17 protein-coding genes, 1 tRNA gene and 1 pseudogene are annotated in these 19,713 nt (G+C 67.3%); 6 read left to right on the plus strand and 13 right to left on the minus strand.

Annotated features, from left to right (window positions below):
• Window positions 1-72 precede the first annotated feature (72 nt).
• Window positions 73-846 (plus strand): enoyl-CoA hydratase, encoded by a 774-nt coding sequence (locus CEX88_RS23415; protein ID WP_094295327.1) that lies wholly within the window; start codon window positions 73-75, stop codon window positions 844-846.
• Between the two features lie 213 nt (window positions 847-1,059).
• On the opposite strand, the gene CEX88_RS23420 is transcribed toward CEX88_RS23415, so the two are convergent.
• Both CEX88_RS23420 and CEX88_RS23425 read right to left on the minus strand, forming a co-directional pair.
• The gene (locus tag CEX88_RS23420; protein WP_094295328.1) at window positions 1,060-1,740 is read right to left on the minus strand and encodes a PIG-L deacetylase family protein; all 681 of its coding nucleotides are present in this window, start codon (window positions 1,738-1,740) and stop codon (window positions 1,060-1,062) included.
• Window positions 1,741-1,745: 5 nt separating this feature from the next.
• Window positions 1,746-2,348 carry a TetR/AcrR family transcriptional regulator gene (locus CEX88_RS23425; RefSeq protein WP_066850005.1) on the minus strand — a complete coding sequence of 201 codons (603 nt, stop codon included), beginning with the start codon at window positions 2,346-2,348 and terminating at the stop codon, window positions 1,746-1,748.
• A 43-nt stretch (window positions 2,349-2,391) separates the two neighbouring features.
• Here CEX88_RS23425 and CEX88_RS23430 point away from each other — a divergent pair, with 43 nt between their 5' ends.
• The gene (locus CEX88_RS23430) at window positions 2,392-3,525 is read left to right on the plus strand and encodes a phosphotransferase family protein (RefSeq protein ID WP_094295329.1); all 1,134 of its coding nucleotides are present in this window, start codon (window positions 2,392-2,394) and stop codon (window positions 3,523-3,525) included.
• On the plus strand, window positions 3,525-4,637 hold the full coding sequence (locus CEX88_RS23435) for an Rv3169 family protein (RefSeq protein ID WP_066850011.1): 1,113 nt from the start codon (window positions 3,525-3,527) through the stop codon (window positions 4,635-4,637). Before CEX88_RS23430 ends, CEX88_RS23435 begins: the two co-directional genes overlap by 1 nt.
• A 40-nt stretch (window positions 4,638-4,677) precedes the next feature.
• On the opposite strand, the gene CEX88_RS23440 is transcribed toward CEX88_RS23435, so the two are convergent.
• Window positions 4,678-5,052: a DUF4345 family protein gene (locus tag CEX88_RS23440; protein WP_197696873.1), complete on the minus strand. Its 375-nt coding sequence runs from the start codon at window positions 5,050-5,052 to the stop codon at window positions 4,678-4,680.
• Window positions 5,053-5,085: 33 nt separating this feature from the next.
• Between CEX88_RS23440 and CEX88_RS23445 the strand changes: the two genes are divergently transcribed.
• Window positions 5,086-5,850 (plus strand): helix-turn-helix domain-containing protein, encoded by a 765-nt coding sequence (locus CEX88_RS23445; RefSeq protein WP_094295330.1) that lies wholly within the window; start codon window positions 5,086-5,088, stop codon window positions 5,848-5,850.
• 9 nt (window positions 5,851-5,859) lie between these two features.
• Here the strand turns inward: CEX88_RS23445 and CEX88_RS23450 are convergent, their stop codons facing one another.
• Together CEX88_RS23450 and CEX88_RS23455 are read right to left on the minus strand one after the other, a co-directional pair.
• The gene (locus tag CEX88_RS23450) at window positions 5,860-7,356 is read right to left on the minus strand and encodes a flavin-containing monooxygenase (protein ID WP_066850018.1); all 1,497 of its coding nucleotides are present in this window, start codon (window positions 7,354-7,356) and stop codon (window positions 5,860-5,862) included.
• A gap of 40 nt (window positions 7,357-7,396) precedes the next feature.
• Window positions 7,397-8,377: a TIGR03617 family F420-dependent LLM class oxidoreductase gene (locus CEX88_RS23455; RefSeq protein WP_202931625.1), complete on the minus strand. Its 981-nt coding sequence runs from the start codon at window positions 8,375-8,377 to the stop codon at window positions 7,397-7,399.
• A gap of 28 nt (window positions 8,378-8,405) precedes the next feature.
• Between CEX88_RS23455 and CEX88_RS23460 the strand changes: the two genes are divergently transcribed.
• On the plus strand, window positions 8,406-9,776 hold the full coding sequence (locus CEX88_RS23460; protein ID WP_066850024.1) for a flavin monoamine oxidase family protein: 1,371 nt from the start codon (window positions 8,406-8,408) through the stop codon (window positions 9,774-9,776).
• Here CEX88_RS23460 and CEX88_RS23465 read toward each other — a convergent pair whose 3' ends face one another.
• Window positions 9,777-10,745 (minus strand): alpha/beta fold hydrolase, encoded by a 969-nt coding sequence (locus CEX88_RS23465; protein WP_066850027.1) that lies wholly within the window; start codon window positions 10,743-10,745, stop codon window positions 9,777-9,779.
• 145 nt (window positions 10,746-10,890) lie between these two features.
• On the opposite strand from CEX88_RS23465, the gene CEX88_RS23470 reads away from it, so the two are divergent.
• Window positions 10,891-11,862, plus strand: coding sequence for an NADPH:quinone oxidoreductase family protein (locus CEX88_RS23470; protein ID WP_094295332.1), 972 nt, complete (start codon window positions 10,891-10,893; stop codon window positions 11,860-11,862).
• Here CEX88_RS23470 and CEX88_RS23475 read toward each other — a convergent pair whose 3' ends face one another.
• From CEX88_RS23475 to CEX88_RS26430, 7 genes and pseudogenes are all read right to left on the minus strand, one after another.
• Window positions 11,863-12,615, minus strand: coding sequence for an alpha/beta hydrolase family protein (locus CEX88_RS23475; protein WP_066850062.1), 753 nt, complete (start codon window positions 12,613-12,615; stop codon window positions 11,863-11,865).
• 30 nt (window positions 12,616-12,645) lie between these two features.
• Entirely contained in the window at window positions 12,646-14,166 is a 1,521-nt protein-coding gene (mbtM, locus tag CEX88_RS23480; RefSeq protein WP_094295333.1) for a long-chain-fatty acid--ACP ligase MbtM, read from the minus strand.
• Window positions 14,167-14,289: 123 nt separating this feature from the next.
• Window positions 14,290-15,033: an MBL fold metallo-hydrolase gene (locus tag CEX88_RS23485; RefSeq protein ID WP_094295334.1), complete on the minus strand. Its 744-nt coding sequence runs from the start codon at window positions 15,031-15,033 to the stop codon at window positions 14,290-14,292.
• A 163-nt stretch (window positions 15,034-15,196) separates the two neighbouring features.
• Window positions 15,197-15,270 (minus strand) — tRNA-Met (locus tag CEX88_RS23490).
• Between the two features lie 202 nt (window positions 15,271-15,472).
• A complete protein-coding gene (locus tag CEX88_RS23495) occupies window positions 15,473-18,484 on the minus strand; it encodes a UPF0182 family protein (RefSeq protein ID WP_094295335.1) in 3,012 nt (1,003 codons plus the stop codon).
• Between the two features lie 77 nt (window positions 18,485-18,561).
• A complete protein-coding gene (locus CEX88_RS23500; RefSeq protein ID WP_094295336.1) occupies window positions 18,562-19,584 on the minus strand; it encodes a YlbL family protein in 1,023 nt (340 codons plus the stop codon).
• Between the two features lie 14 nt (window positions 19,585-19,598).
• Window positions 19,599-19,713 (minus strand): annotated as a pseudogene (locus tag CEX88_RS26430) (IS110 family transposase); the annotation flags it as partial.

Raw genomic sequence — 19,713 nt, forward strand, 5'->3', positions numbered from 1 at the left:
CCTCTTTCCGTTACGGCACCGTTTCGTAAATACTGTAGGTGATAACCCGGCCGCACGCTAGATTCGGTTCCCATGACCGAACCGCTGGTGCTCGTCGACGACCGTGGTCCCGTGCGGGTGCTGACCCTCAACCGGCCGGAGGCTCGAAACGCCTTGAGTCGCGGACTGATCAAGGCCACTTACAGCGCGCTCACCGAGGCCGACGCCGACGAGTCCGTCAACGCCGTGGTCCTCACCGGCACAGACCCCGCGTTCTGCGCCGGCGTCGACCTCAAGGAGGCACAACGCGACGGCCTGAGCTATTTCGAGGAGTTTCGGTCGCAGAGTTGCATCGCCGCGACGGGCAAGATGCGCACACCGATCGTCGGCGCCATCAACGGCGCGACCTTCACCGGCGGGCTGGAGATGGCGCTGGGCTGCGATTTCCTCATCGCCTCCGAACGCGCCGTGTTCGCCGACACGCACGCCAGGGTCGGCATCCTGCCCGGAGGCGGCATGACGGCCCGACTCCCCCAGGTGGTCGGGCTGGCGATGGCACGGCGGCTGTCGATGACCGGCGAGGTCGTCGATGCCGCGCGCGCTGAGCGCATCGGCCTGATCACCGAGGTCGTCGCCCACGACCGGTTGGTCGACCGCGCCGTCGAACTGGCTGTGCAGATCGCCGAGGTGCCTGCGTCAGTCATGCTCGGCCTGAAGGAGATCTACACGACGGGCGCGGCCGCGGTGATCGATCCCGCGCTGGCCGCCGAGGAGAAGATCGCGTTCGCCCAGCACCGCGATTTCGCCGGCCTCGGCGACCGGTTCCAGGCCATCTCGGAGCGCAACAAGCGCCAGATCGACAGCTGACCCTCTGTACCTTCTGCGCCTTCTGTGCCTTCTGTGCCTTCCGTGCCGCGAATGTGCGTGTCTGCTGACGACACGCGGGCGTTCTGCGACGGTTTTCGCACGCTCGCGGGCGTCGAACGTGCGCAAAGTGTCGAGTTTTCGCGGCGTGTCGTGTGCAGACCCGCACGCTCGCGCCACAAGAGGGGGGACGGGCGCGACGGGCACAACAGGGGGTTAGCGGCGTTGGCGCAGCAGGATGAATTCGACTGTGCGGCTGCCGCCGAGCTCGGGGCGCGGGGCCGTCGTCGACTCCAGCTGTTTGCGCGCGTGCACCGTGATCGGGGTGTGCGGGTCGAGCATCGACAGGTAAACCCTGTGCTCGGCAAGTGACGTGACCGCACGCTCGAAGGCTCCGTCGTCGATCACCTCGACGTGCGTTGCCTGCGGCCCGTTCTGAAACAGCCAGCGCGGCGGGTGGGGCAGGCTGTCGTAGGCCTCGACGACGGCCGCGGCGAACTCGATGTGATCGCGCTGGTTGGGCGCGCCGGGCGACCACTCGGGACCTCCGTAGATGCTGATCACCACATCGGGCTGGAGTTCACTGATCGCCTGGACGATCCTGGCCCGCAGTTCGGGGCTGTTGCGGATCTCGCCGTCCGGAAACTCCCAGAACCGGACGTCGGCCACACCGACGACCGCTGCCGATCGCATCTGTTCGTGCTCTCGCAGCGGGCCGGCCTGTTCGAGGGCCATCCCCGCGATGCCCGCTTCGCCGCGACTCGCCAGTGCGTAATGGACCCGCCTGCCCTCAGAAGTCCACTTCGCCACCGCCGCGGCGCACCCGTACTCCGGATCGTCGGGGTGCGGCACCAGCACCAACGCGGAACGCCAATCGGAGGGGAACGCGTCAAACACGCCCTCTATGCCACCACACCGTGCACGACGATGGCGGTGGTCTGCTCAACCCAGTCGTCGCCGAGCGGCTCGCCCGGCCGCAGCAGCATCCGCAGCAGCGTCGCCCCGCCGATCACCTCGACCAACCGGTCCGGGTCGACATCGGGATAGACCTCACCCCGCCGAACCGCGTCGGCCACCCGGTCGCGCACGGCCGCGAACACACCGGTGAACCGGTCCATCACACGGACGTTGAGCTCATCGTCGGCGACCATGTCGGCGATCAGACCGGGCAACGCCGCCCGCACCACCGGAGAGGCGAATACATCGCGGGTGGCGGTGAGCATGGCGCGGATGTCGGCGGCGATATCCCCCGGCGGGGTGGCGATCGCGGTCGGCGCGGCGGGGAACGCCGCTTCGTGCACCAGCTCGGCCTTGCTCGACCACCGGCGGTACAGCGCGGTCTTGGTGGTGCCCGCCCGCTCGGCCACCGCGGCGATCGTCAGATTCGAATATCCGATCTCCGCAAGGAGATCCGCCGTCGCCCGCAAGATGGCAGCGTCAATGCGTGGATCCCGGGGCCGCCCGGCGCCCGGGGTCTTGTCAACCGGTGACGCGTCTGGTTTCATAACGCTACCCACCGTATCGTAATTATCGGCGAAAGAAGAGGCTGTGGCCAACGAACCGGCTGTCGAAGACGTCAGCCGCCTCGAACATTCAAGTCGCGATCTGTCCACCCTGCCCGGTGTGATGTCCCGATGGCTGTCGACCGTCCTGCCGGACGGGGCGGCACCGGAGATCACCGTGGAAAGTGGCGTCGACGCCAATGGGATGTCCTCGGAGACGATCATCCTGACCGGACGATGGTCCGTCGACGGGCAACCGCAGGCCCAGAAATGGGTGGCGCGGGTGGCGCCCACCACCGAGGACGTTCCGGTGTTCTCGTCGTACCGGATGGATCACCAATTCGACGTGATCCGGTTGGTGCAGGAGAAGACCGACGTTCCGGTGCCACAGGTGCGTTGGCTGGAGAACAGCGGCGACGTGCTCGGTACGCCGTTCTTCCTGATGGACTACGTCGACGGCCGGGTGCCGCCCGATGTCATGCCGTACACGTTCGGCGGGAACTGGTTCGCCGACTCCCCCGCCGAACAACGCCGCGAACTGCAGGACGCCACGGTCGGCGTGATCGCCAAACTGCATTCGATTCCCGAACCCGAGGCGGTGTTCGGATTTCTCGACGACGAATCCGATCAGAATGCGTTGCGGCGCAACCTCAACTGGCTCCAGGACTGGTACCAGTTCGCAGTCCCCGACATCGGGCGCTCATCGCTGGTCGAGCGCGCGCTCGACTGGCTGGAGGCCAACTGGCCCGCCGGCGCCGCAGCGAACGATCCCGTCCTGGTCTGGGGCGACTCCCGCGTCGGCAACGTGCTGTACTCCGGCTACCAGCCGGCGGCCGTCCTCGACTGGGAGATGGCCACACTCGGGCCGCGCGAGATGGATGCGGCGTGGATGATATTCGCGCACAACGTCTTCCAGGAGCTGGCCGGCCTTGCTGGATTGCCGGGGCTGCCCGACTTCATGCGCGAGGAGGACGTCAAGAAGACCTATGCGGCGCTGACCGGGGTCGAACTCGGCGACCTGAACTGGTTCTACGTCTACTCCGGCGTGATCTGGGCGTGTGTGTTCATGCGCACCAGCGCGCGGCGAGTGCGGTTCGGCGAGATCGAACAACCCGACGACGTCGAATCGCTGTTCTATCACGGCGCGCTGCTGAAACGACTCATTGGAGATGACTCCTGATGCTCGGTCCCACCGACGAATTCCCGATTCACCAGATCCCCCAACCGATAGCGTGGCCGGGATCGTCCGACCGCAACTTCTACGACCGGTCCTACTTCAACGCCCATGACCGCACCGGTGACATCTTCGTGATCACCGGCATCGGGTACTACCCGAACCTGGGTGTGAAGGACGCCTTCGTCCTGGCCAGGCGCGGCGACACCCAGACCGCCGTGCATCTGTCGGACGGCATCGACTCCGACCGGCTCAACCAGCACGTGCTCGGCTACCGCGTCGAGGTCACCGAACCGCTGCGCAAACTGCGGATCGTGCTCGAGGAGACCGAGGGCATCGCCGTCGACCTGACCTGGAACGGTCTGTTCGACGCCATCCAGGAGCAGCGGCACGTCCTACGCACCGGCACCCGAATCACGTTGGACGCCCAGCGATTCGCGCAGGTCGGGTCCTGGAGCGGGGTGATCTCGATCGACGGAGAGGACATCACCGTCGACCCGGAGGTGTGGATCGGCAGCCGCGACCGGTCGTGGGGCATCCGCCCCATCGGCGAGGCCGAACCCGCCGGCCGCCCCGCCGATCCCCCGTTCGAGGGCATGTGGTGGCTCTACGTGCCGATGGCGTTCGACGACTTCGGGATCTGCCTGATCATCCAGGAGGATCCGACCGGGTTCCGCAGCCTCAACGACTGCACCCGCATCTGGCGCGACGGCCGCGTCGAACAGCTCGGCTGGCCGCGAGTGAAGATCCACTACACCTCCGGCACCCGAATCCCCTACGGCGCCACCATCGAAGCGACCACCCCGGACGGGTCGCCGGTGGTGTTCGAGGTCGAGTCGAAGCTGGCGGTACCAATCCACATCGGCGGCGGATACGGCGGTGACTCGGATTGGCTGCACGGGGTGTGGAAGGGCGACAAGTTCACCGAGCGCCTCACCTACGACATGACCGATCCGGCGGTCAACGGCCGCGCCATGTTCGGCGTCATCGACCACGTCGGCCGCGCCGAGTGCACCGAAGGCGGCAAGACCAGCGAAGGGTGGGGCCTGTTCGAACACGGTGCACTCGGCCGACATGACCCGTCGGGCTTCAAGGACTGGTTGACCCTGGCCGACTGAGCCGACTGAGCGGTTCGGTGCGCTCACCGTCGCTGCGGGATCAGTAGCGCACCGAAATCACCATGAGGGCGGCCGCGGCGAGCGCCTCGACCAAGAAGTAGAACCAGTTCGGGTAGAACGACGTTCGGCGGTCGACGACCGCCGACACCAGGCGACCGAACGCCATTCCGGCCAGCGCGGCCCCGACCGTGAACACCGCACCCGTGCGCAGTGCCCCGTCGTCGACCACCGCATACGCCAGGACACCGGCGACGGCCACTCCAAAACCCCCGTAGACCGCGCGCACCTCCGCCCGCGCCGCGGCGCCGCCGAGCGTAGTGCCGAACGGCCGGACAAGCGCCTCGGGTGCGGCGAGCGCATAGATCCCCATCCCGGCGAAGAACACGGCGATCATCGCCACGACCGCGTCTGCCACGGTAGCCTCCCGTCAATCGACCAGGAGGCCAGCATGACCGCATACGCGGCTGACGCGCTTCCACAAACCTGCTGTCCGACGGTGTGGTTGTGGCCCGGCCAGGCCCTGTACGCCGGACCGAGCCTCAAGCTCGCGCCGCATTCCGGCTCGGTGTGGTGTCTGGCGGTCGGTATCGGTGGACCGCTCACCGTCGAGAGCCAACACCGCGAGCGCGTCGACGCACGCAGCGTGCTCATCCCGCCGCGGCTCACGCACCGACTGACCTGCCACGGCACCGGTCTGGTGTCGTGCTACCTCGAGCCCATGTCGGACCGCGCCCAGAGTTGTCGCGCGAAGGTCGGCGAAGGCAACGGAGAAGTCGGCGCCGGACACGTCGACGAGGAGCGCCTGCAGTTCGTGCCGCTCGACGACGACGGTGCGTCCCACTGGCTCGACGTGGCCGCACCCGCAGCGGACCGGCGTATCGATCCGCGTATCATGGGCGCTGCCAACCGAATTCGTGAGGATCCGGCCGGATCGGTCTCCTCGCGCGAACTAGCAGTGGAGATAGGTCTTTCGGAGTCGCGGTTCCTTCATCTGTTCCGCGACGAATTGGGCACCACCGTCCGCCGTTACCGGCTGTGGCTGCGGTTACTGGATGCGGGCCGAGCCGTGGCCGACGGCATGAACCTCACCGACGCCGCGATGCAGACCGGTTTCGCCAGCCCCTCGCATCTGTCCGACCGCTTCAGGTCGACGTTCGGACTGTCCGCCTCGACGCTTCTGGCAGCCGGTGTGGCGGTCAGGGTGCCGAACTAGCCTGTGCGCTCAGGCGACCGGTGTCACCCGCACCGGCGCGCGGCCGAACACCATTGACTCCTCGATCCGGTCGAGGCGGTGGTCGATCGCGTCGAGCACATAGTTGTGCCGGACGTTCCACGGCCGGTGCGTGCCCGACTTCGGCAGCACATGTCCCGCACGTTGTACGTAGCCGGCGTTGATGTTCCAGGCGGGCTTTTCCGCCATGGGCTTGTCCCCGAGATGCGGGTATGCGTGCGTATAGCCGTGAGAGTCCATGTAGGAGATCAGCTTTGCGAAAGCCCGAGCGGTCAGGTCGGCGCGCAATGTCCACGACGCGTTGATGTAGCCGACGCACCAGGCCAGGTTGGGCACGTCCTCGAGCATGTGCTCCTTGTAGACGAACCGGTCCTGCGGTTTGACCTCCTCACCGTCGATGCTGATCAAAACCCCGCCCAGCGCCTGCAATTGGATGCCGGTCGCGGTGATGAGCACGTCGGCGTCGATCCGCTGTCCGGACCGCAGCACGACGCCGGACGCATCGATGTGGTCGATCCGGTCGGTCACCACGTCGAGGCGGCCCGTGTTGATCGCGTCGTAGAAGTCGTTGTCGAGCATCGCGCACAACCGTTGGTCCCACGGGTCGTAACGCGGCTTGAAGTGCTTGTCGACCGGATAGCCCTTGGGCAGATTGCGTTTGGCGTAGTTGCGGATATAGCGCCTGCTGAGCTTGGGCGCCGCCTTGGCGAAAGCATAGATGAACACCGTGAAGATGGTGTTGTAGATGCGCGCACCCCAGTAACCCGCCCGGCCGGGCAGCACTTTGCGCAGCGCCTGCACGATCGGGTTGATCCGCGGTCCGCTTAGCATGTAGGTGGGCGAGCGCTGCAGCATGGTCACGTGGCCTGCCTTCTCGGTCAGCGACGGGATCATGCTCACCGCGGTCGCGCCGCTGCCGATGACCACGATGCGTTTGCCGCTGTAGTCCAGCGACTCCGGCCAATGCTGCGGGTGCACGACGCCGCCGCTGAACTCATCGAGGCCGGGGAAATCCGGACGGTAGGGCTCGTCGTAGTTGTAGTAACCGGTGCCGAAGAACAGGAAGCGACTCCGGTACGTCTTGGGTGTCCCGTCCTGTTCGGTGTGCACCGTCCACGTATCGGTGGATGAGTCCCAGTCGGCCGACAACACGTGGGTGTTGAACCGGATGTGTTCGTCGATGTCGTGCTTGCGGGCGGTCTGGACCAGGTACTCGCGGATGTCAGGTCCGTCGGCCACGTTCTCCGGCCGGGTCCACGGCTCGAACGGGTAGCTCAGCGTGAAGATGTCGCTGTCGGACCGGATGCCTGGATAGCGGTGCAGATCCCAGGTGCCGCCGATGCGTGCCCGCCGCTCCAGCACCTTGTAGGACGTGTGCGGGTTCTTCTCCTGCAGGCGGTAGGCCGCGCCGATCCCCGAGATGCCCGCCCCGATGATCAGCACATCGGAGTAGTCGTCAACACGCTCTTCGCGCCCATTGGCACTCATCCGCAACCTCCTTTGGTCCCGCTGAGTACCACCATAGGAGTCAACCTGTCAGTGCGTCGACGATCTCGGCCAACGCATCGATCGCGATGGGTCCGGGCTGGTAGAGGCAGACGCGGTCGGACACCCCGCCGACGCGGTCGCGGATGTGGGCGGCGATCTCGGCCGGGGTGCCGCACGCCGCGATGGTGTGCAGCATCTCGTCGTCGATCAGGGTGCCCATCTCCTGCCACCGGCCCTGTTTGGACAGCGCGTTGAGCTCGGGCTGCAGTTCGCCCCAGCCGTGCACGTCGAGCACCGGGCGGTAGGCGGGAGTGGAGCCGTAGAACGCCAACAGCCGGCGCGCGGCGTCGTGGTCGGCATCGTGCGTACCGACCGACACGATGATCTCGGGCACCAGCGCGAAGTCGTCGAAGGACCGCCCCGACTCCGACAGGCCTGCGCGCACCTCGGGCATCGTCGCCTCGTGCAGGAATCGCTTCGAGCCGAACGGCATGACCAGCAGGCCATCGGCGACCGCTGCGGTGGCGCGGGTCAGCTTCGGGCCGAGCGCGCCGAGATAGATCGGCGGAGGGCCATACGGGTTCGGGCCCGGGTTGAACGTCGGTGTCATCAGCGTGTGCCGGAAGTATTCGCCCCGAAAGTCGAGACGTTCGCCGGTCTCCCATGCGGTGAACACCGCCCGCAGCGCGGCGACCATCTCCTTCATGCGGGCGACCGGGCGATCGAACGCCGCGCCGTACCGCTTCTCGACCTGCGTGCGCACCTGCGTTCCGAGACCCAGCGTGAAGCGGCCCTCGGCCAGCACCTGATGGTCGTAGGCCTGGTGGGCGAGCTGAATCGGGTTGCGCGGAAACGCAATGGCGACGTTGGTCATCAGGTCCAGACCGCCCACCGTCGACGCCAACGTGAGCGGCGCGAACACGTCGTGGGGTCCTTCGAAGGTGAACACCCCGCTGGCCCCCGCGTCGCGCAGTGCTTGCGCCCGCTCGATCGCATCGGTTGGACCGAACAACGCTGTCATGACCTTCACGGCGTGAGAGCCTAATCGCGTGACCATCCAAGCCAGTGCCGACGCGGTCGTCGTGGGCGCCGGATTCGCCGGTTTGGCGGCGGCGCGCGAGTTGGATCGGCTCGGCTACGACGTCGTCGTCCTCGAAGGCCGCGACCGGGTCGGCGGGCGGTCGTCGACGGCGACGATCGCCGGCGTGCCCGTCGACCTCGGCGGTACCTTCATCGGACCCACGCAGGACGCCGTCGAAGAACTCGCTGCCGAACTGGGCTGTGAGACGGTGCCCACCTTCAGCGGTGGTAAGAACCTGATCCGGTGGCGGGGGCGGGTCCGCTCGTATCGCAGCACGATTCCCCGGCTGTCGATCATCGAACTGCTCGACGTGTCGCGCATCCAGTGGCGCTTCGAGCGCGCATGTCGGCGGGTGGCCGTCGAGGCGCCGTGGACCGCCCCGCACGCGCACGCACTGGACTCTCTGTCGCTCGACGGCTGGTTGAAGTCGGTGCACGCGAGCGCCGGAACGCGGGATCTGATGGCGATCATGTCTCGGGTGACCTGGGGTTGTGAGCCCGACGCGGTGTCGATGCTGCACGCCGTGCGCTACGTCAGGGCCGCAGGCGGTCTCGACCGCATGCTCGACGTCGAAGGCGGCGCCCAGCAGAGCCGGTTCCCTGGCGGCACCCAGCAGATCGCGATCCGGATGGCCGAGGAGTTGGGCTCGCGCGTCGTACTCGACGCCGCGGTGCGCAGCATCGAACGCCACAGCGACGGCACGCTCACCGTGACCTCCGATCGGGGTGCGGTGCGCGCCAAGGCCGTCGTCGTCGCCATCCCGCCCGAACACCGCCAGGCGATCGAATTCTCACCCGAGCTGCCCGCCGAGTACGGCAAGCTGGCGCAGCACTGGCCGCAGGGCAATCTGAGCAAGGCGTACGCCGCGTACGAGAAGCCGTTCTGGCGCGCGAAAGGGCTTTCGGGAGAGGCGCTTTCCGACGAAGGACCGGTGTTCATCACGTTCGACGTCAGCCCCTCCGACGATGGGTCCGGCAACGGGGGCGGACCCGGCATCCTGCTGGGTTTCGTCGACTCACGCTCGTTCGACTCGCTACCGGCAGAGCAGCGCCGGGAGCGGGCGCTTACGGGGTTCGCGGGGCTGTTCGGCAACGCCGCGCTGGACCCGATCGACTATCTCGACCACTGTTGGGGTGCAGAGGATTTCGCGCCGGGAGGGCCGACGGCGGCCGTTCCGCCCGGCTCGTGGACGACATACGGCCCGTGGCTGCGCAAGCCGATCGACGGGATCTATTGGGCGGGAACCGAAACCGCTGACGCGTGGACGGGTTTCCTGGACGGCGCCGTCCGGTCCGGCAGGCGCGCCGCAGACGAAGTGCATCGCGCGCTGAGTAGTTGATCAGGAACTGACGCGGCGTTCGGCGGTCACCGACTCGATCAGGCCACGCAGATGCATGTTCACCTCGTCGGGACGCTCCAGGATGGCGCAGTGCCCGCCCGCCAACTCGACGAACTCGCTCAGATTGGGCGCCACCTCGGCGATCCGACGAGACGACGTCAGCGGTAGCAGCCGGTCCTTGCGGCTGCCGATCACCAGCGTCGGCACGACCAGGTTGTTCAGCCCGATGTGTTGCGGTCCGAGATGGTCGACCAGCGTGCGGGCCCAGCCGCCGCGGCCGACCGGCGAGGTCGCCGCGAACAGTTCATGTACGAAAGAGGCGATCGCGGGATCGGCGTCGCGGCCGACCGCCAGCATCGAGACGAAGCGCTGATTCGGTCCGTAGATGGCGCGCGGCAGAGGCGTCGCACCGAACGTCTTCAGAAAGGTCCCCGCGGTGCGGACGCGGACGTTGGCCAGCGGCGCGGGCACGGGCAGCAACTTGACGTTGCGCAGCAGGTCGCCGGTGGTGGTGTTGATGAGCGCAACGCCGTCGGCGCGTTCGGTCACCCGCTCGGCGTAGCGCTCGGCCCACGAGGTGATGGCGATGCCACCCATCGAATGGCCGGCGATGACCGCCCGTTCACCGGGCGCCAGCGTCGCATCCAGCACGGAGTCGAGGTCGGCGGCCAGATGGTCGAGGCTGTAGGCGCCGCGGCGCACCGGCACCGCGCTGCGGCCGTGGCCGCGGTGGTCGAACGCAATCACGCGGTAGTCCCGGGACAGATCGGCGATCTGATGGGCCCACACCCGCAGCGCACAGGTGATGCCGTGCGCCAACACGATCGGATAACCGTCCTCGCGGCCGAAGACCTCGGCGTGCAGGCGGATGCCATCCCTGGAGCGCACCTCCACGGCGTGTCCGGGCGGGAGGGACTGAGCGGGGGCGAAGGCCGAAACCCTCGACCGGCTGCGGGGACCACTGCTCATGTGCGCTCCGTTCGAACTCGGCAACGTTGCCGGATAAGTGAGCTTATCTAACAGTGTGCGCTTCCTGCGGCACCCCCCGCCGCGTTTTGGCGACTATCGGTGCCGCGGCGGGGGCCCGGCAGTCGAGTCGAGTTAAATTGCGGGCATGCGCGCGATTCAGATTGCCAGCCTCGACGGACCACAAGCCGCCAAACTCGCCGAGGTCGACGAGCCGGACGGCGACGGCGCGGTCGTCATCGAAGTGCACGCGGCCGGGGTCGCGTTTCCCGATGTGCTGCAGTCGCGCGGGCTCTATCAGTACAAGCCGGAGATGCCCTACACGCCGGGCGGTGAGGTCGCCGGCGTGGTGCGCAGCGCGCCGGACGGCGCACATGTGAAGGCCGGCGATCGCGTCGCGGCGTTGACGATGCTGTGCGGCGCGATGGCCGAGGTCGTCGCACTGCCCGCCGAGCGCGTCTTCAAGCTGCCCGACAACGTCTCCTTCGAGGCCGGTGCGGGCCTGCTCTTCAACGACCTCACGATGCACCACGCGTTGCGTACCCGCGGCCGGCTGGCCGAGGGCGAGACCGTGCTGGTGCACGGGGCCGCAGGCGGCATCGGCACGTCGACGCTGCGGTTGGCGCCGGCATGGGGTGCCTCTCGGGTGATCGCGGTGGTGAGCACCGAGGAGAAGGGTGCGGTGGCCACGGCGGCAGGCGCGACGGACGTCGTGCCGGTCGAGGGATTCAAGGACAAGGTCAAGGAGCTGACCGAGGGCCGCGGTGTGGACATCGTCGTCGATCCGGTCGGCGGGGATCGGTTCACCGACTCGCTGCGCTCGCTTGCCCCGGGTGGACGGCTGCTCGTCGTCGGCTTCACCGGCGGCGAGATTCCCACCGTCAAGGTGAACCGGTTGCTGCTCAACAACGTCGATGCGGTCGGAGTCGGTTGGGGCGCTTGGACTTTCACTCATCCCAATTACCTCGCCGAGCAGTGGGCCGAACTCGAACCGCTTCTGGCGTCGGGCAAGGTGTCGGCGCCGCAGCCGCAGGTGTTCCCATTAGAGCGGGCCGCCGACGCGATCGCCGCGCTCGAGGATCGCTCGGCGAAGGGCAAGGTCGTCGTCGCCGTCCGGTGACTATAGGTAAGGGTCGGCCCAGGCGCTGACGATCCGCGCCGCGCGTGCTGCCTGATCCTTTTCGGTGAGCAGGTGATCGGCGCCTTCGAGTGAGACGAAGCTGCGCGGGTGTCGCGCGCACTGGAAGATCTCGCTGGCGTTGGCGATGCCGACGGTGTTGTCGGTGGGCGAATGCATCACCAGAAGGGCTCGGCGCAGGTTGTGGATGCGCTCGCGGAGGTCGGCATTGCGGACGTCTTCGACGAAGTGCCGCTTCAGCGTCAGCGCCTTGCCGCCGATGCGGAACTGCGCCTCCCCCTCTTCCTCGATCCGCTCCACGACCGCGTCGTAAATCCGTTCGACGTGGGCGGGTTCGTAGGGGGCCGCGATGGTGGCGACCGCCTTCACCGTCGGGCAGTCGTGGGCGGCGGCGACGACGGCCGAGCCGCCGAAGGAATGCCCGACCAGCAGGCGCACCTCGCGGCCCTCGTCGTTCATGAACTCCACGGCGCGCACGGTGTCGGCGACCTTGTGCGAGAACGACCCGTCGCTCCAGTCGCCCTCCGAGTCGCCAAGACCGAGGTTGTCGAACCGCAGCATGCCGATGCCCTCGGCGGCGAGTTGCTTGCAGATCCGGCTGGCCGCCGGCGAGTCCTTGCCGAGCGTGAACCCGTGGGCGAAGACGCCCCAGCCGCGTACGTCACCGTCGGGAAGATCGATCACGCCCGCCAGTGCGGGTCCACTGGCGCTTGCGAAGCTGACGCGTTCACCCACGCGCGTCATCCTGTCACGTGGTCGGCGAGCTCACTGCTGCTGCAGCAGGTCGCGTTTCACCTCGAGCCTGCGCAGCTTGCCCGACGAGGTTCGCGGCAGAGTACCGGGTTTGACGAAGACGACCTCGGTGGGCACCACACCGCATTCGGATGCGACGCGCTCGATGAGGTCGGCGCGCGACCGCGCCTCGTCGGGTCCGCGGAACTCGGCGACGATCGCGACACCGGGACGGATCGACCGCTCCCCCACCCCGATGGCCACCACGGCGCCCTCGCGCACACCGGACGCAACGGCGGCCACCCGCTCGACCTCTGCGGGGAAGATGTTGCGGCCGGCGACGGTGATCAGTTCCTTGGCACGACCGCACACCACGAGGCTGCCGTCGACGAGGTAGCCGAGATCGCCTGTGGCGAACCAGTCGTCGGGATGCAACGGTGCGTCACCGCGGTAACCCGACATCATCGAGGTACCGCGGATCAGGATCTCGCCGACCTTTCCGTCCCTGCGCTCATCGACGCGCACCGCCATGCCGGGTATCGGCTCGCCCAGCAGCGCATGACCGGCGTCGTCGACGATCAGCCCGCTACCGGGTTCGGGAACCGTTACCGCACAGGTGGATTCGGCCAAGCCGTAGGAGGGCGCGAGCGCGCCCGCGTCGAATCCGAATCGGGCCATCTCCTCGGCGAAGCGCGCAGTGAGCGCGCAGTCGACGGGTTCGCCGCCGTTGAGCGCGAACCGCAGGTCAGAAAGGTCGACGTCGGTGACGCGTCGCGAGTACTTCCCGATCAGGCCGTAGGCCATGTTCGGCGCAGCGGTGATCGTGGCGCGGCTCTCGGTGAGCCAGTTCAGCCACCGAAACGGCGAGGCCTGAAACGCCGCGGTCGGCGCCTGCCACACGTCGATACCGGCCAACGCCCCGGCGAGCACGAAGCTCAGACCCATGTCGTGGTACAGCGGCAGCCAGGAACAGCCGACGTCACCCGGCCCGACCCCGATCCGCGTGTTCAGACCGTCGAGGTTGGCGAGCACCGCGCCCGGTGACAGCTGCACCGCGCGCGGCACGCCTGTGGAGCCTGCTGTGCCCTGCAGGATCGCGATGTCGGCGGCTCGGTCGGAGCGCCGGAAGTTCGTCGATTGGGTCAGCGGGGCGACCGCATCCAGTTCCTTGACGATCGGAGCGCTGTCCACGAGGCCGAGTTGCTCCAGCTGACGCCCCCGGCTGAGCACGTGGCTGACGCCCATGCCCGCGAACCGGGCCACCGTGGATTGCGCCCACTTGTCGGCGTCGGCGCCGCGGACGGGGCCGGGCGCGATGGTCACCGGCACGCCGGCCTGGAAGGCGCCGAGGATGGCCGCGATGAGTTCGACGGTGGGCTCGTTGGCCAGGCCGAGCGCGGCGACTTCCTCGTTGAGCAGCCAGTCGGCGACGTTCTCCGCGCGGGCGTGCACTTCCGGCCAGGGGTGGCGCGTCCATGTGCCGTCGTCGAAGACGTAGAGGCTGTGATCGGAGCTGGTCAACCGCTCGGCAAAGGTCGCAGCCAACGATTTCATAGATAACCTCGCAGTACTTACCCGCTCAATTCGCGATTTTCCGTCTAGTAAATATCGCCTAAGCTAACTTACGGGAATTTGCGGTGATCCTACGGGGTGGGAGGCTTCGTTCCTAGGCCAGCTTCAGCGGGTATCGGCCCAGACGTCGACCCGGTGCACCGGCAGACCGTGGCCGGGCAGGAGGTGTTCGACGGGCAGCGCGCGCATGCGCTGCTCGCTGCGTTTCGCGGTGGCGGTGTCGACGGTCTCGGGGGTGAACCAGGCTTGCCCGCCCGCGCTGAGCACCGCGTCGCCGGAGATCAGGGTCCGACTGTCGGCATGCCAGAACGCGGTCGAGTCGTCGGTGTGGCCGGGCACGTGCAGCACCTCCCAGCCCGGCGCGCCGGGCAGCGGCTGACCGTCTGCCAGCGGTCGCGCCCCGCCAAGGGCGTCACCGACCATCCCCTTGCTTCCGCCGTACCCGGCGATGCGCGGACCGTCGGCGAAGCCGCGCAGCCCGGTCAGGTCCATCGGCTGGCTGATCAGGGTCGGCCAGATCTGGACGATCTTGCTCAGCGCCGGGGTGCGGGGTTGCCGCGTACCGTCCAGATAGCTGAGAGTGACCTCGGGAAGATGTAGCGCCACGCTGTGTTCGGCGGCCAGTCGCGGCGCCCCGGCGACGTGGTCGCTATGGCCGTGGGTGGCTGCGACCGCGCCGACGGTGCCGCGGTAGACCGACAGCACGCCCGCGACGTCGTCGGCGCTGCCGGGCATGCCCGCGTCGACCACGACAACGCCGCGGTCGCCACGGATCAGGTAGCAGTTGAAGATCCACCGGGAGAGGCGGATCACCCCGATGTCGTCGAGCGGATCAACGACCAACGCCATCGCAGCATCCTTCGGTGGGGTCCACGTGAGAAGTGTGCGGTGCGGGGCTCTCCTGCGGCAAGCATCGGGCCGATGGTTGCGGGGGTGGCGTAGCCAGTGAGAAGCCATTGAGAAGCCAATGAGAACGGCCCCCGGAGTGTCCTCCGAGGGCCGTTCCACCTAGTAGCGGGGACAGGATTCGAACCTGCGACCTCTGGGTTATGAGCCCAGCGAGCTACCGAGCTGCTCCACCCCGCGTCGGGTGAACGCAACGTTACCGAAGGCGCTCGCGCAGTTCCAAATCGCGCGGTCACCGATGGTGGTGAATCGCGTCACGCCTGCGATTGAATGGCCGTTGGCCCCCCCGCGAGCGACCGCAGATGTACGCACTATGTCGGCGTGTCGCGGTGCAAACACGGACGCTCGCGGCTTGGCGTGGGCCCACGCGGCTGTTGGTGCATCAGTTCGCGGACTGGTATTTCTCCATCGCATCGTCGAGGCGTTGCAGCGCCTCGCCGAACTCGGCGAAGTTACCGCCCTGCTGTGCCTGGCGCAGCCCATCGAGCGCCGTGTTGACCTCTTGCAGCGCAGCGGCTTTCGCACCCGACAGCTCGACCGGCCCGCCCGGCGGCACCGCCGCCGCCGGCGGCTGCGGCGTCCGGCCCTGCTGGTTGGCCGGCGGGCGAGCCGTCGGAACTTCACCGTCGGCCGGTGGCTGCGCCGCGGGCTGCTCGCCGCCGGTGCCCGCGATCGGCGCGGGGCCGGTGGCCGTGGCGTCCGCGCCGGGCCCGAACAACTCGATGAGCGCGTCGCGCACCGTCGGGCCGTAGCCGACCTTGTCGTTGTACATCATCGCCACGCGGATCAGGCGCGGGTACGACGACGCGGCGTCGCTGGCCCCGGGTGAGGCGTATACCGGTGCGACATACAGCAATCCACCCTCGGCGACCGGCAGCGTCAGCAGGTTGCCCCACCGGATGCGGTTCTGGTTGTCGCGGCCGATGACACCGAGGTCTTGGGACACCGCGGTATCCGTGCTGATCGCGTTGAACGCCAGCTTGGGACCGTTGACCTGTCCCGGGATCGTCAACACGGTGATTTTGCCGTATGTGTCCGGGTCGGAACTGGCACTCATGAACGCGGCCAGGAAGTCGCGGCGGAACCGGTTCATCGCACTGGTCAACTGGAACGATGCCGCACGGTCGTTGGCCGCAAGGTCCTTGGCCACGATGTAATACGGCGGCTGGTAGCTGCTCGCGGTCGGGTTCGGATCCAGCGGAACATCCCAGAAGTCCGACGTCGAGAAGAACGTGATCGGGTCGTCGACGTGGTACTTCGCCAGCAGTGCGCGCTGCACCTTGAACAGGTCTTCCGGATAGCGCAGATGCTCCTGCAGTTCATCGGAGATCTCGCTCTTGGGCTTGACCGTGCCCGGGAACACCTTCATCCACGCCTGCAGCACCGGATCGTCTTCGTCCTGCGCGTACAGCGACACCATGCCGTCGTAGGCGTCGACGGTGGCCTTGACCGAGTTGCGGATGTAGGACACCTGCTTGTCGGGCTGCAGCCGGTTCAGCGCCACCTCGTTGGAGTCCACGGTGGCCGAGGACAAGGTCGTCAACTCCGAGTACGGGTAGTTGTCCAGCGTGGTGTAGCCATCGACGATCCAGACGATGCGCTCGTTGACGATGGCCGGGTAGACCGCGGTGTCGGTGGTCAGCCACGGCGCCACCGCCTCGACCCGCTTGGCCGGGTCGCGGTTGAACAGGAGCTTGCTGTTCTCCCCGATCACGTTGGAGAACAAGAAGTTTCGCTCGGCGAACTTCGCGGCGAACACGCTGCGCGTCAGCCAGCTCCCGATCGGAACGCCGCCCTCACCGGTGTAGGTGTAGTTGCGGGTCTCGACGTTGTTCTCATAGTCGTACTCCCGCGGCGCACCGTTCTCCCCGACGATGGCGTAGTCGGCCGGGGTGTTGGCGATGACGGGGCCGTAGTAGATGCGGGGCTGGGCCAGCGGGGCGGGTCCGGGTGAGATCACCTCACCGTTCGCGCCGACCACACTGGCCAGGAACTCCGGGTAGCCGCCGTTCTGGTTGGGGTCGTTGGCCACACCGCGCACGGTGTTGGCCGGCGAGGCGATGAAACCGTTGCCGTGGGTGTAGACCGAGTGGCGGTTGATCCAGTCGCGCTGGTTGTCGATCAACCGGTCGGGATTGAGTTCGCGCGCGGCGACCACATAGTCGCGCAGGTTGCCGTCCTCATCCCGGTACCGGTCCATGTTCAGCTGGTCGGGGAAGTAGTAGAAGTTCTTGCCCTGCTGGAACTGGGTGAATGCCGGGCTGACGATGTTGGGGTCGAGCACGCGGATGTTCGACGTCGTGGCGCGGTCAGCGGCCACCTGGGCTGCGGTCGCGGGGGCGTTACCCGGATAGTCGCGATAGCTCACCACGTCGTCGGTGAGCCCGTAGGCCTGTCTGGTCGCCGAGATGCTTCGGCCGATGTATTCGCTTTCCTTCTGCGCCGCATTCGGTTTGACGCTGAACTGCTCGACGACGAGTGGCCAGCCCGCGCCGACAACCAGCGAGGAGAGCAGCAACAGCACCACGCCGATCGCCGGGATCCGCAGGTCGCGCAGCACGATCGCCGAGAACACCGCGGCCGCGCAGATCACGGCGATCGCCATCAGGATCAGCTTGGCGGGCAGCACCGCGTTGATGTCGGTGTAGCCCGCACCGGTGAACGGCTTGCCGCCGCGGGTGTGGCTCAGCAGCTCGTAGCGGTCCATCCAGTACGCGATCGCCTTGAGCAGCATCAGGATGCCGACCAGGGTGATCAACTGGATGCGCGCGGCGCGGCTCAACGCACCGGCGCGGCCCGAGAGCCGGATGCCACCGAACAGATAGTGGCCCAACAGGTTTCCGATGAAGGCCAGGAAGGTCGCGACGAACAGGTAGTTCAGGACCATCCGGTAGAACGGCAGGTCGAAGGCGTAGAAACCCAGATCCTTTCCGAACTGCGGATCGGTGATCCCGAAGCTGTTGCCGTGCAGGAACAACTGGACGGTCTCCCACTGGCCCAGCGCGAACAACCCGACGAACAAGCCGATGAGCGCGGGGACCCCGAAGCCGACGAGGCGCAGCCGCGCCATCACCGCGGTGCGGTAGGCCGCGACAGGGTCGTTGGGGCCGTTGGTCGGCACGAACACCGGCCGGGTCCGGTAGGCCAGCGCCAACCCCGCGAACAGGATCGAACCGATCACCAGCGACACGACGAGGAACAGCAGGATCTGGGTGAACAGCACCGTGGTGAAGACCGAGCGGTAGCCGAGTTCGCCGAACCACAGCCAGTCGACGTAGGTGTCGATCAGCCGCGGGCCGATCAACAACAGGAGCACGATCACGGCTCCCAGCGCGATGAGAATTCGGCTACGTCGTGTCAGCTTCGGCATTCGTGCCGCGGGCCGCATACCCACTCGTTGACTCCAGTCCAGTTCCTGTACGTCGTGCTCGACGTGGCCCCAACTCTACGCAACGGCGTTTCGCCGGTGACCTAACAATGGGGGCGTTCGCCACCGGCGGACAAGGTCTTCAACGCGTCGACGGCTTGCGACAGGGTGTCGACCTTGACCAGTTCCATACCGTCCTGCGGCGCGGTCTTGGCTTCTTCGCAGTTGTCGGCGGGCACCAGAAAGATGGTGGCGCCCTCCTCGCGCGCGCTCAGCATCTTGTGGGTGATGCCGCCGATCGAGCCGACCTCGCCGTCTCCGCTGATGGTGCCGCTGCCCGCGACGAACTTCCCGCCGTTGAGGTCGCCGGTGGTCAGCTTGTCGACCACCGCCAGCGAGAACATCAAGCCCGCCGACGGGCCGCCGATCTTTTCGAGGTTGAAGTCGATCGAGAACGGAGCCCACGGCGCGTCGAGCACACCGATGCCGAGGAGACCTTGGTCGCGATCGGGGTGCTTGCCCAGCGTGATGGTGGCGACGCCGGACGGCGCGTCCTTGCGGCGGTAGTCCAGTTTCACGGTGTCGCCGGGCTTGGTGTCCTTCAAGAGGGCCTGGAACTCCTCGAGTGTGGTCACCGGCGTGCCGTTGACGGCGTCGATCGCGTCACCGTCGCGCAGCTTTCCCGCCGACGGGCCCGGATCGTTGACGTTTTCCACCGTCACCGCCATCGGGAACTCCAGAAAATGCAGTGCGGCGTACTCGGCGCTGCGTTCGGAGTTGCGGAAATCGGTGGTGTTGGCCTCGTCGACCTCTTCGCGGGTCTTGTCCGGCGGGTAGACCAGGTCACGTGGGACGAGTTGTTCGCGGCCTGACAGCCACAGCGCCATCGCCTCGCCCAGCCTGAGCTGATCGCGCTGCGACACCGTCGTCATGTTCAGGTGCCCCGAGGTCGGATAGACATCGGTGCCTTCGATCTCGACGACCGGCTTACCGTCGAACTCTCCGAGCGTGTTGAACGTCGGCCCAGGACCCAGGGAGACGAAGGGCACCGTCACCGCCGACACCAGCACGCCGAACACCAGAATCGGCACGAGCGCGACGATCAACGTCAAAGTCCGCCTGTTCACGCGTTTCTCCTATGTCAAGCCGCTGCCGCTTGGCAAGGCTTTTGACGATTGTTGTGGTCGGTGTGCAGGTGGCCGTAGACGACGCGGGCCAGGCGGCGTTTGAGGCAGCGCAGGGCTTCGGGTGTGGAG

This window comes from Mycobacterium neumannii, from assembly GCF_002245615.1.
In the GTDB taxonomy this organism is placed as follows: Bacteria; Actinomycetota; Actinomycetes; order Mycobacteriales; family Mycobacteriaceae; genus Mycobacterium; species Mycobacterium neumannii_A.

What these genes read in the sequence shown, in the direction of transcription:
- CEX88_RS23415 (WP_094295327.1), top strand. Translation starts at nt 73, where the DNA reads ATGACCGAACCGCTGGTGCTCGTCGACGACCGTGGTCCCGTGCGGGTG.
- CEX88_RS23425 (WP_066850005.1), bottom strand. Translation starts at nt 2,348, where the DNA reads ATGAAACCAGACGCGTCACCGGTTGACAAGACCCCGGGCGCCGGGCGG.
- CEX88_RS23465 (WP_066850027.1), bottom strand. Translation starts at nt 10,745, where the DNA reads ATGAGCAGTGGTCCCCGCAGCCGGTCGAGGGTTTCGGCCTTCGCCCCC.
- CEX88_RS23485 (WP_094295334.1), bottom strand. Translation starts at nt 15,033, where the DNA reads ATGGCGTTGGTCGTTGATCCGCTCGACGACATCGGGGTGATCCGCCTC.
- CEX88_RS23470 (WP_094295332.1), top strand. Translation starts at nt 10,891, where the DNA reads ATGCGCGCGATTCAGATTGCCAGCCTCGACGGACCACAAGCCGCCAAA.
- CEX88_RS23455 (WP_202931625.1), bottom strand. Translation starts at nt 8,377, where the DNA reads ATGACAGCGTTGTTCGGTCCAACCGATGCGATCGAGCGGGCGCAAGCA.
- CEX88_RS23450 (WP_066850018.1), bottom strand. Translation starts at nt 7,356, where the DNA reads ATGAGTGCCAATGGGCGCGAAGAGCGTGTTGACGACTACTCCGATGTG.
- CEX88_RS23445 (WP_094295330.1), top strand. Translation starts at nt 5,086, where the DNA reads ATGACCGCATACGCGGCTGACGCGCTTCCACAAACCTGCTGTCCGACG.
- mbtM (WP_094295333.1), bottom strand. Translation starts at nt 14,166, where the DNA reads ATGAAATCGTTGGCTGCGACCTTTGCCGAGCGGTTGACCAGCTCCGAT.
- CEX88_RS23435 (WP_066850011.1), top strand. Translation starts at nt 3,525, where the DNA reads ATGCTCGGTCCCACCGACGAATTCCCGATTCACCAGATCCCCCAACCG.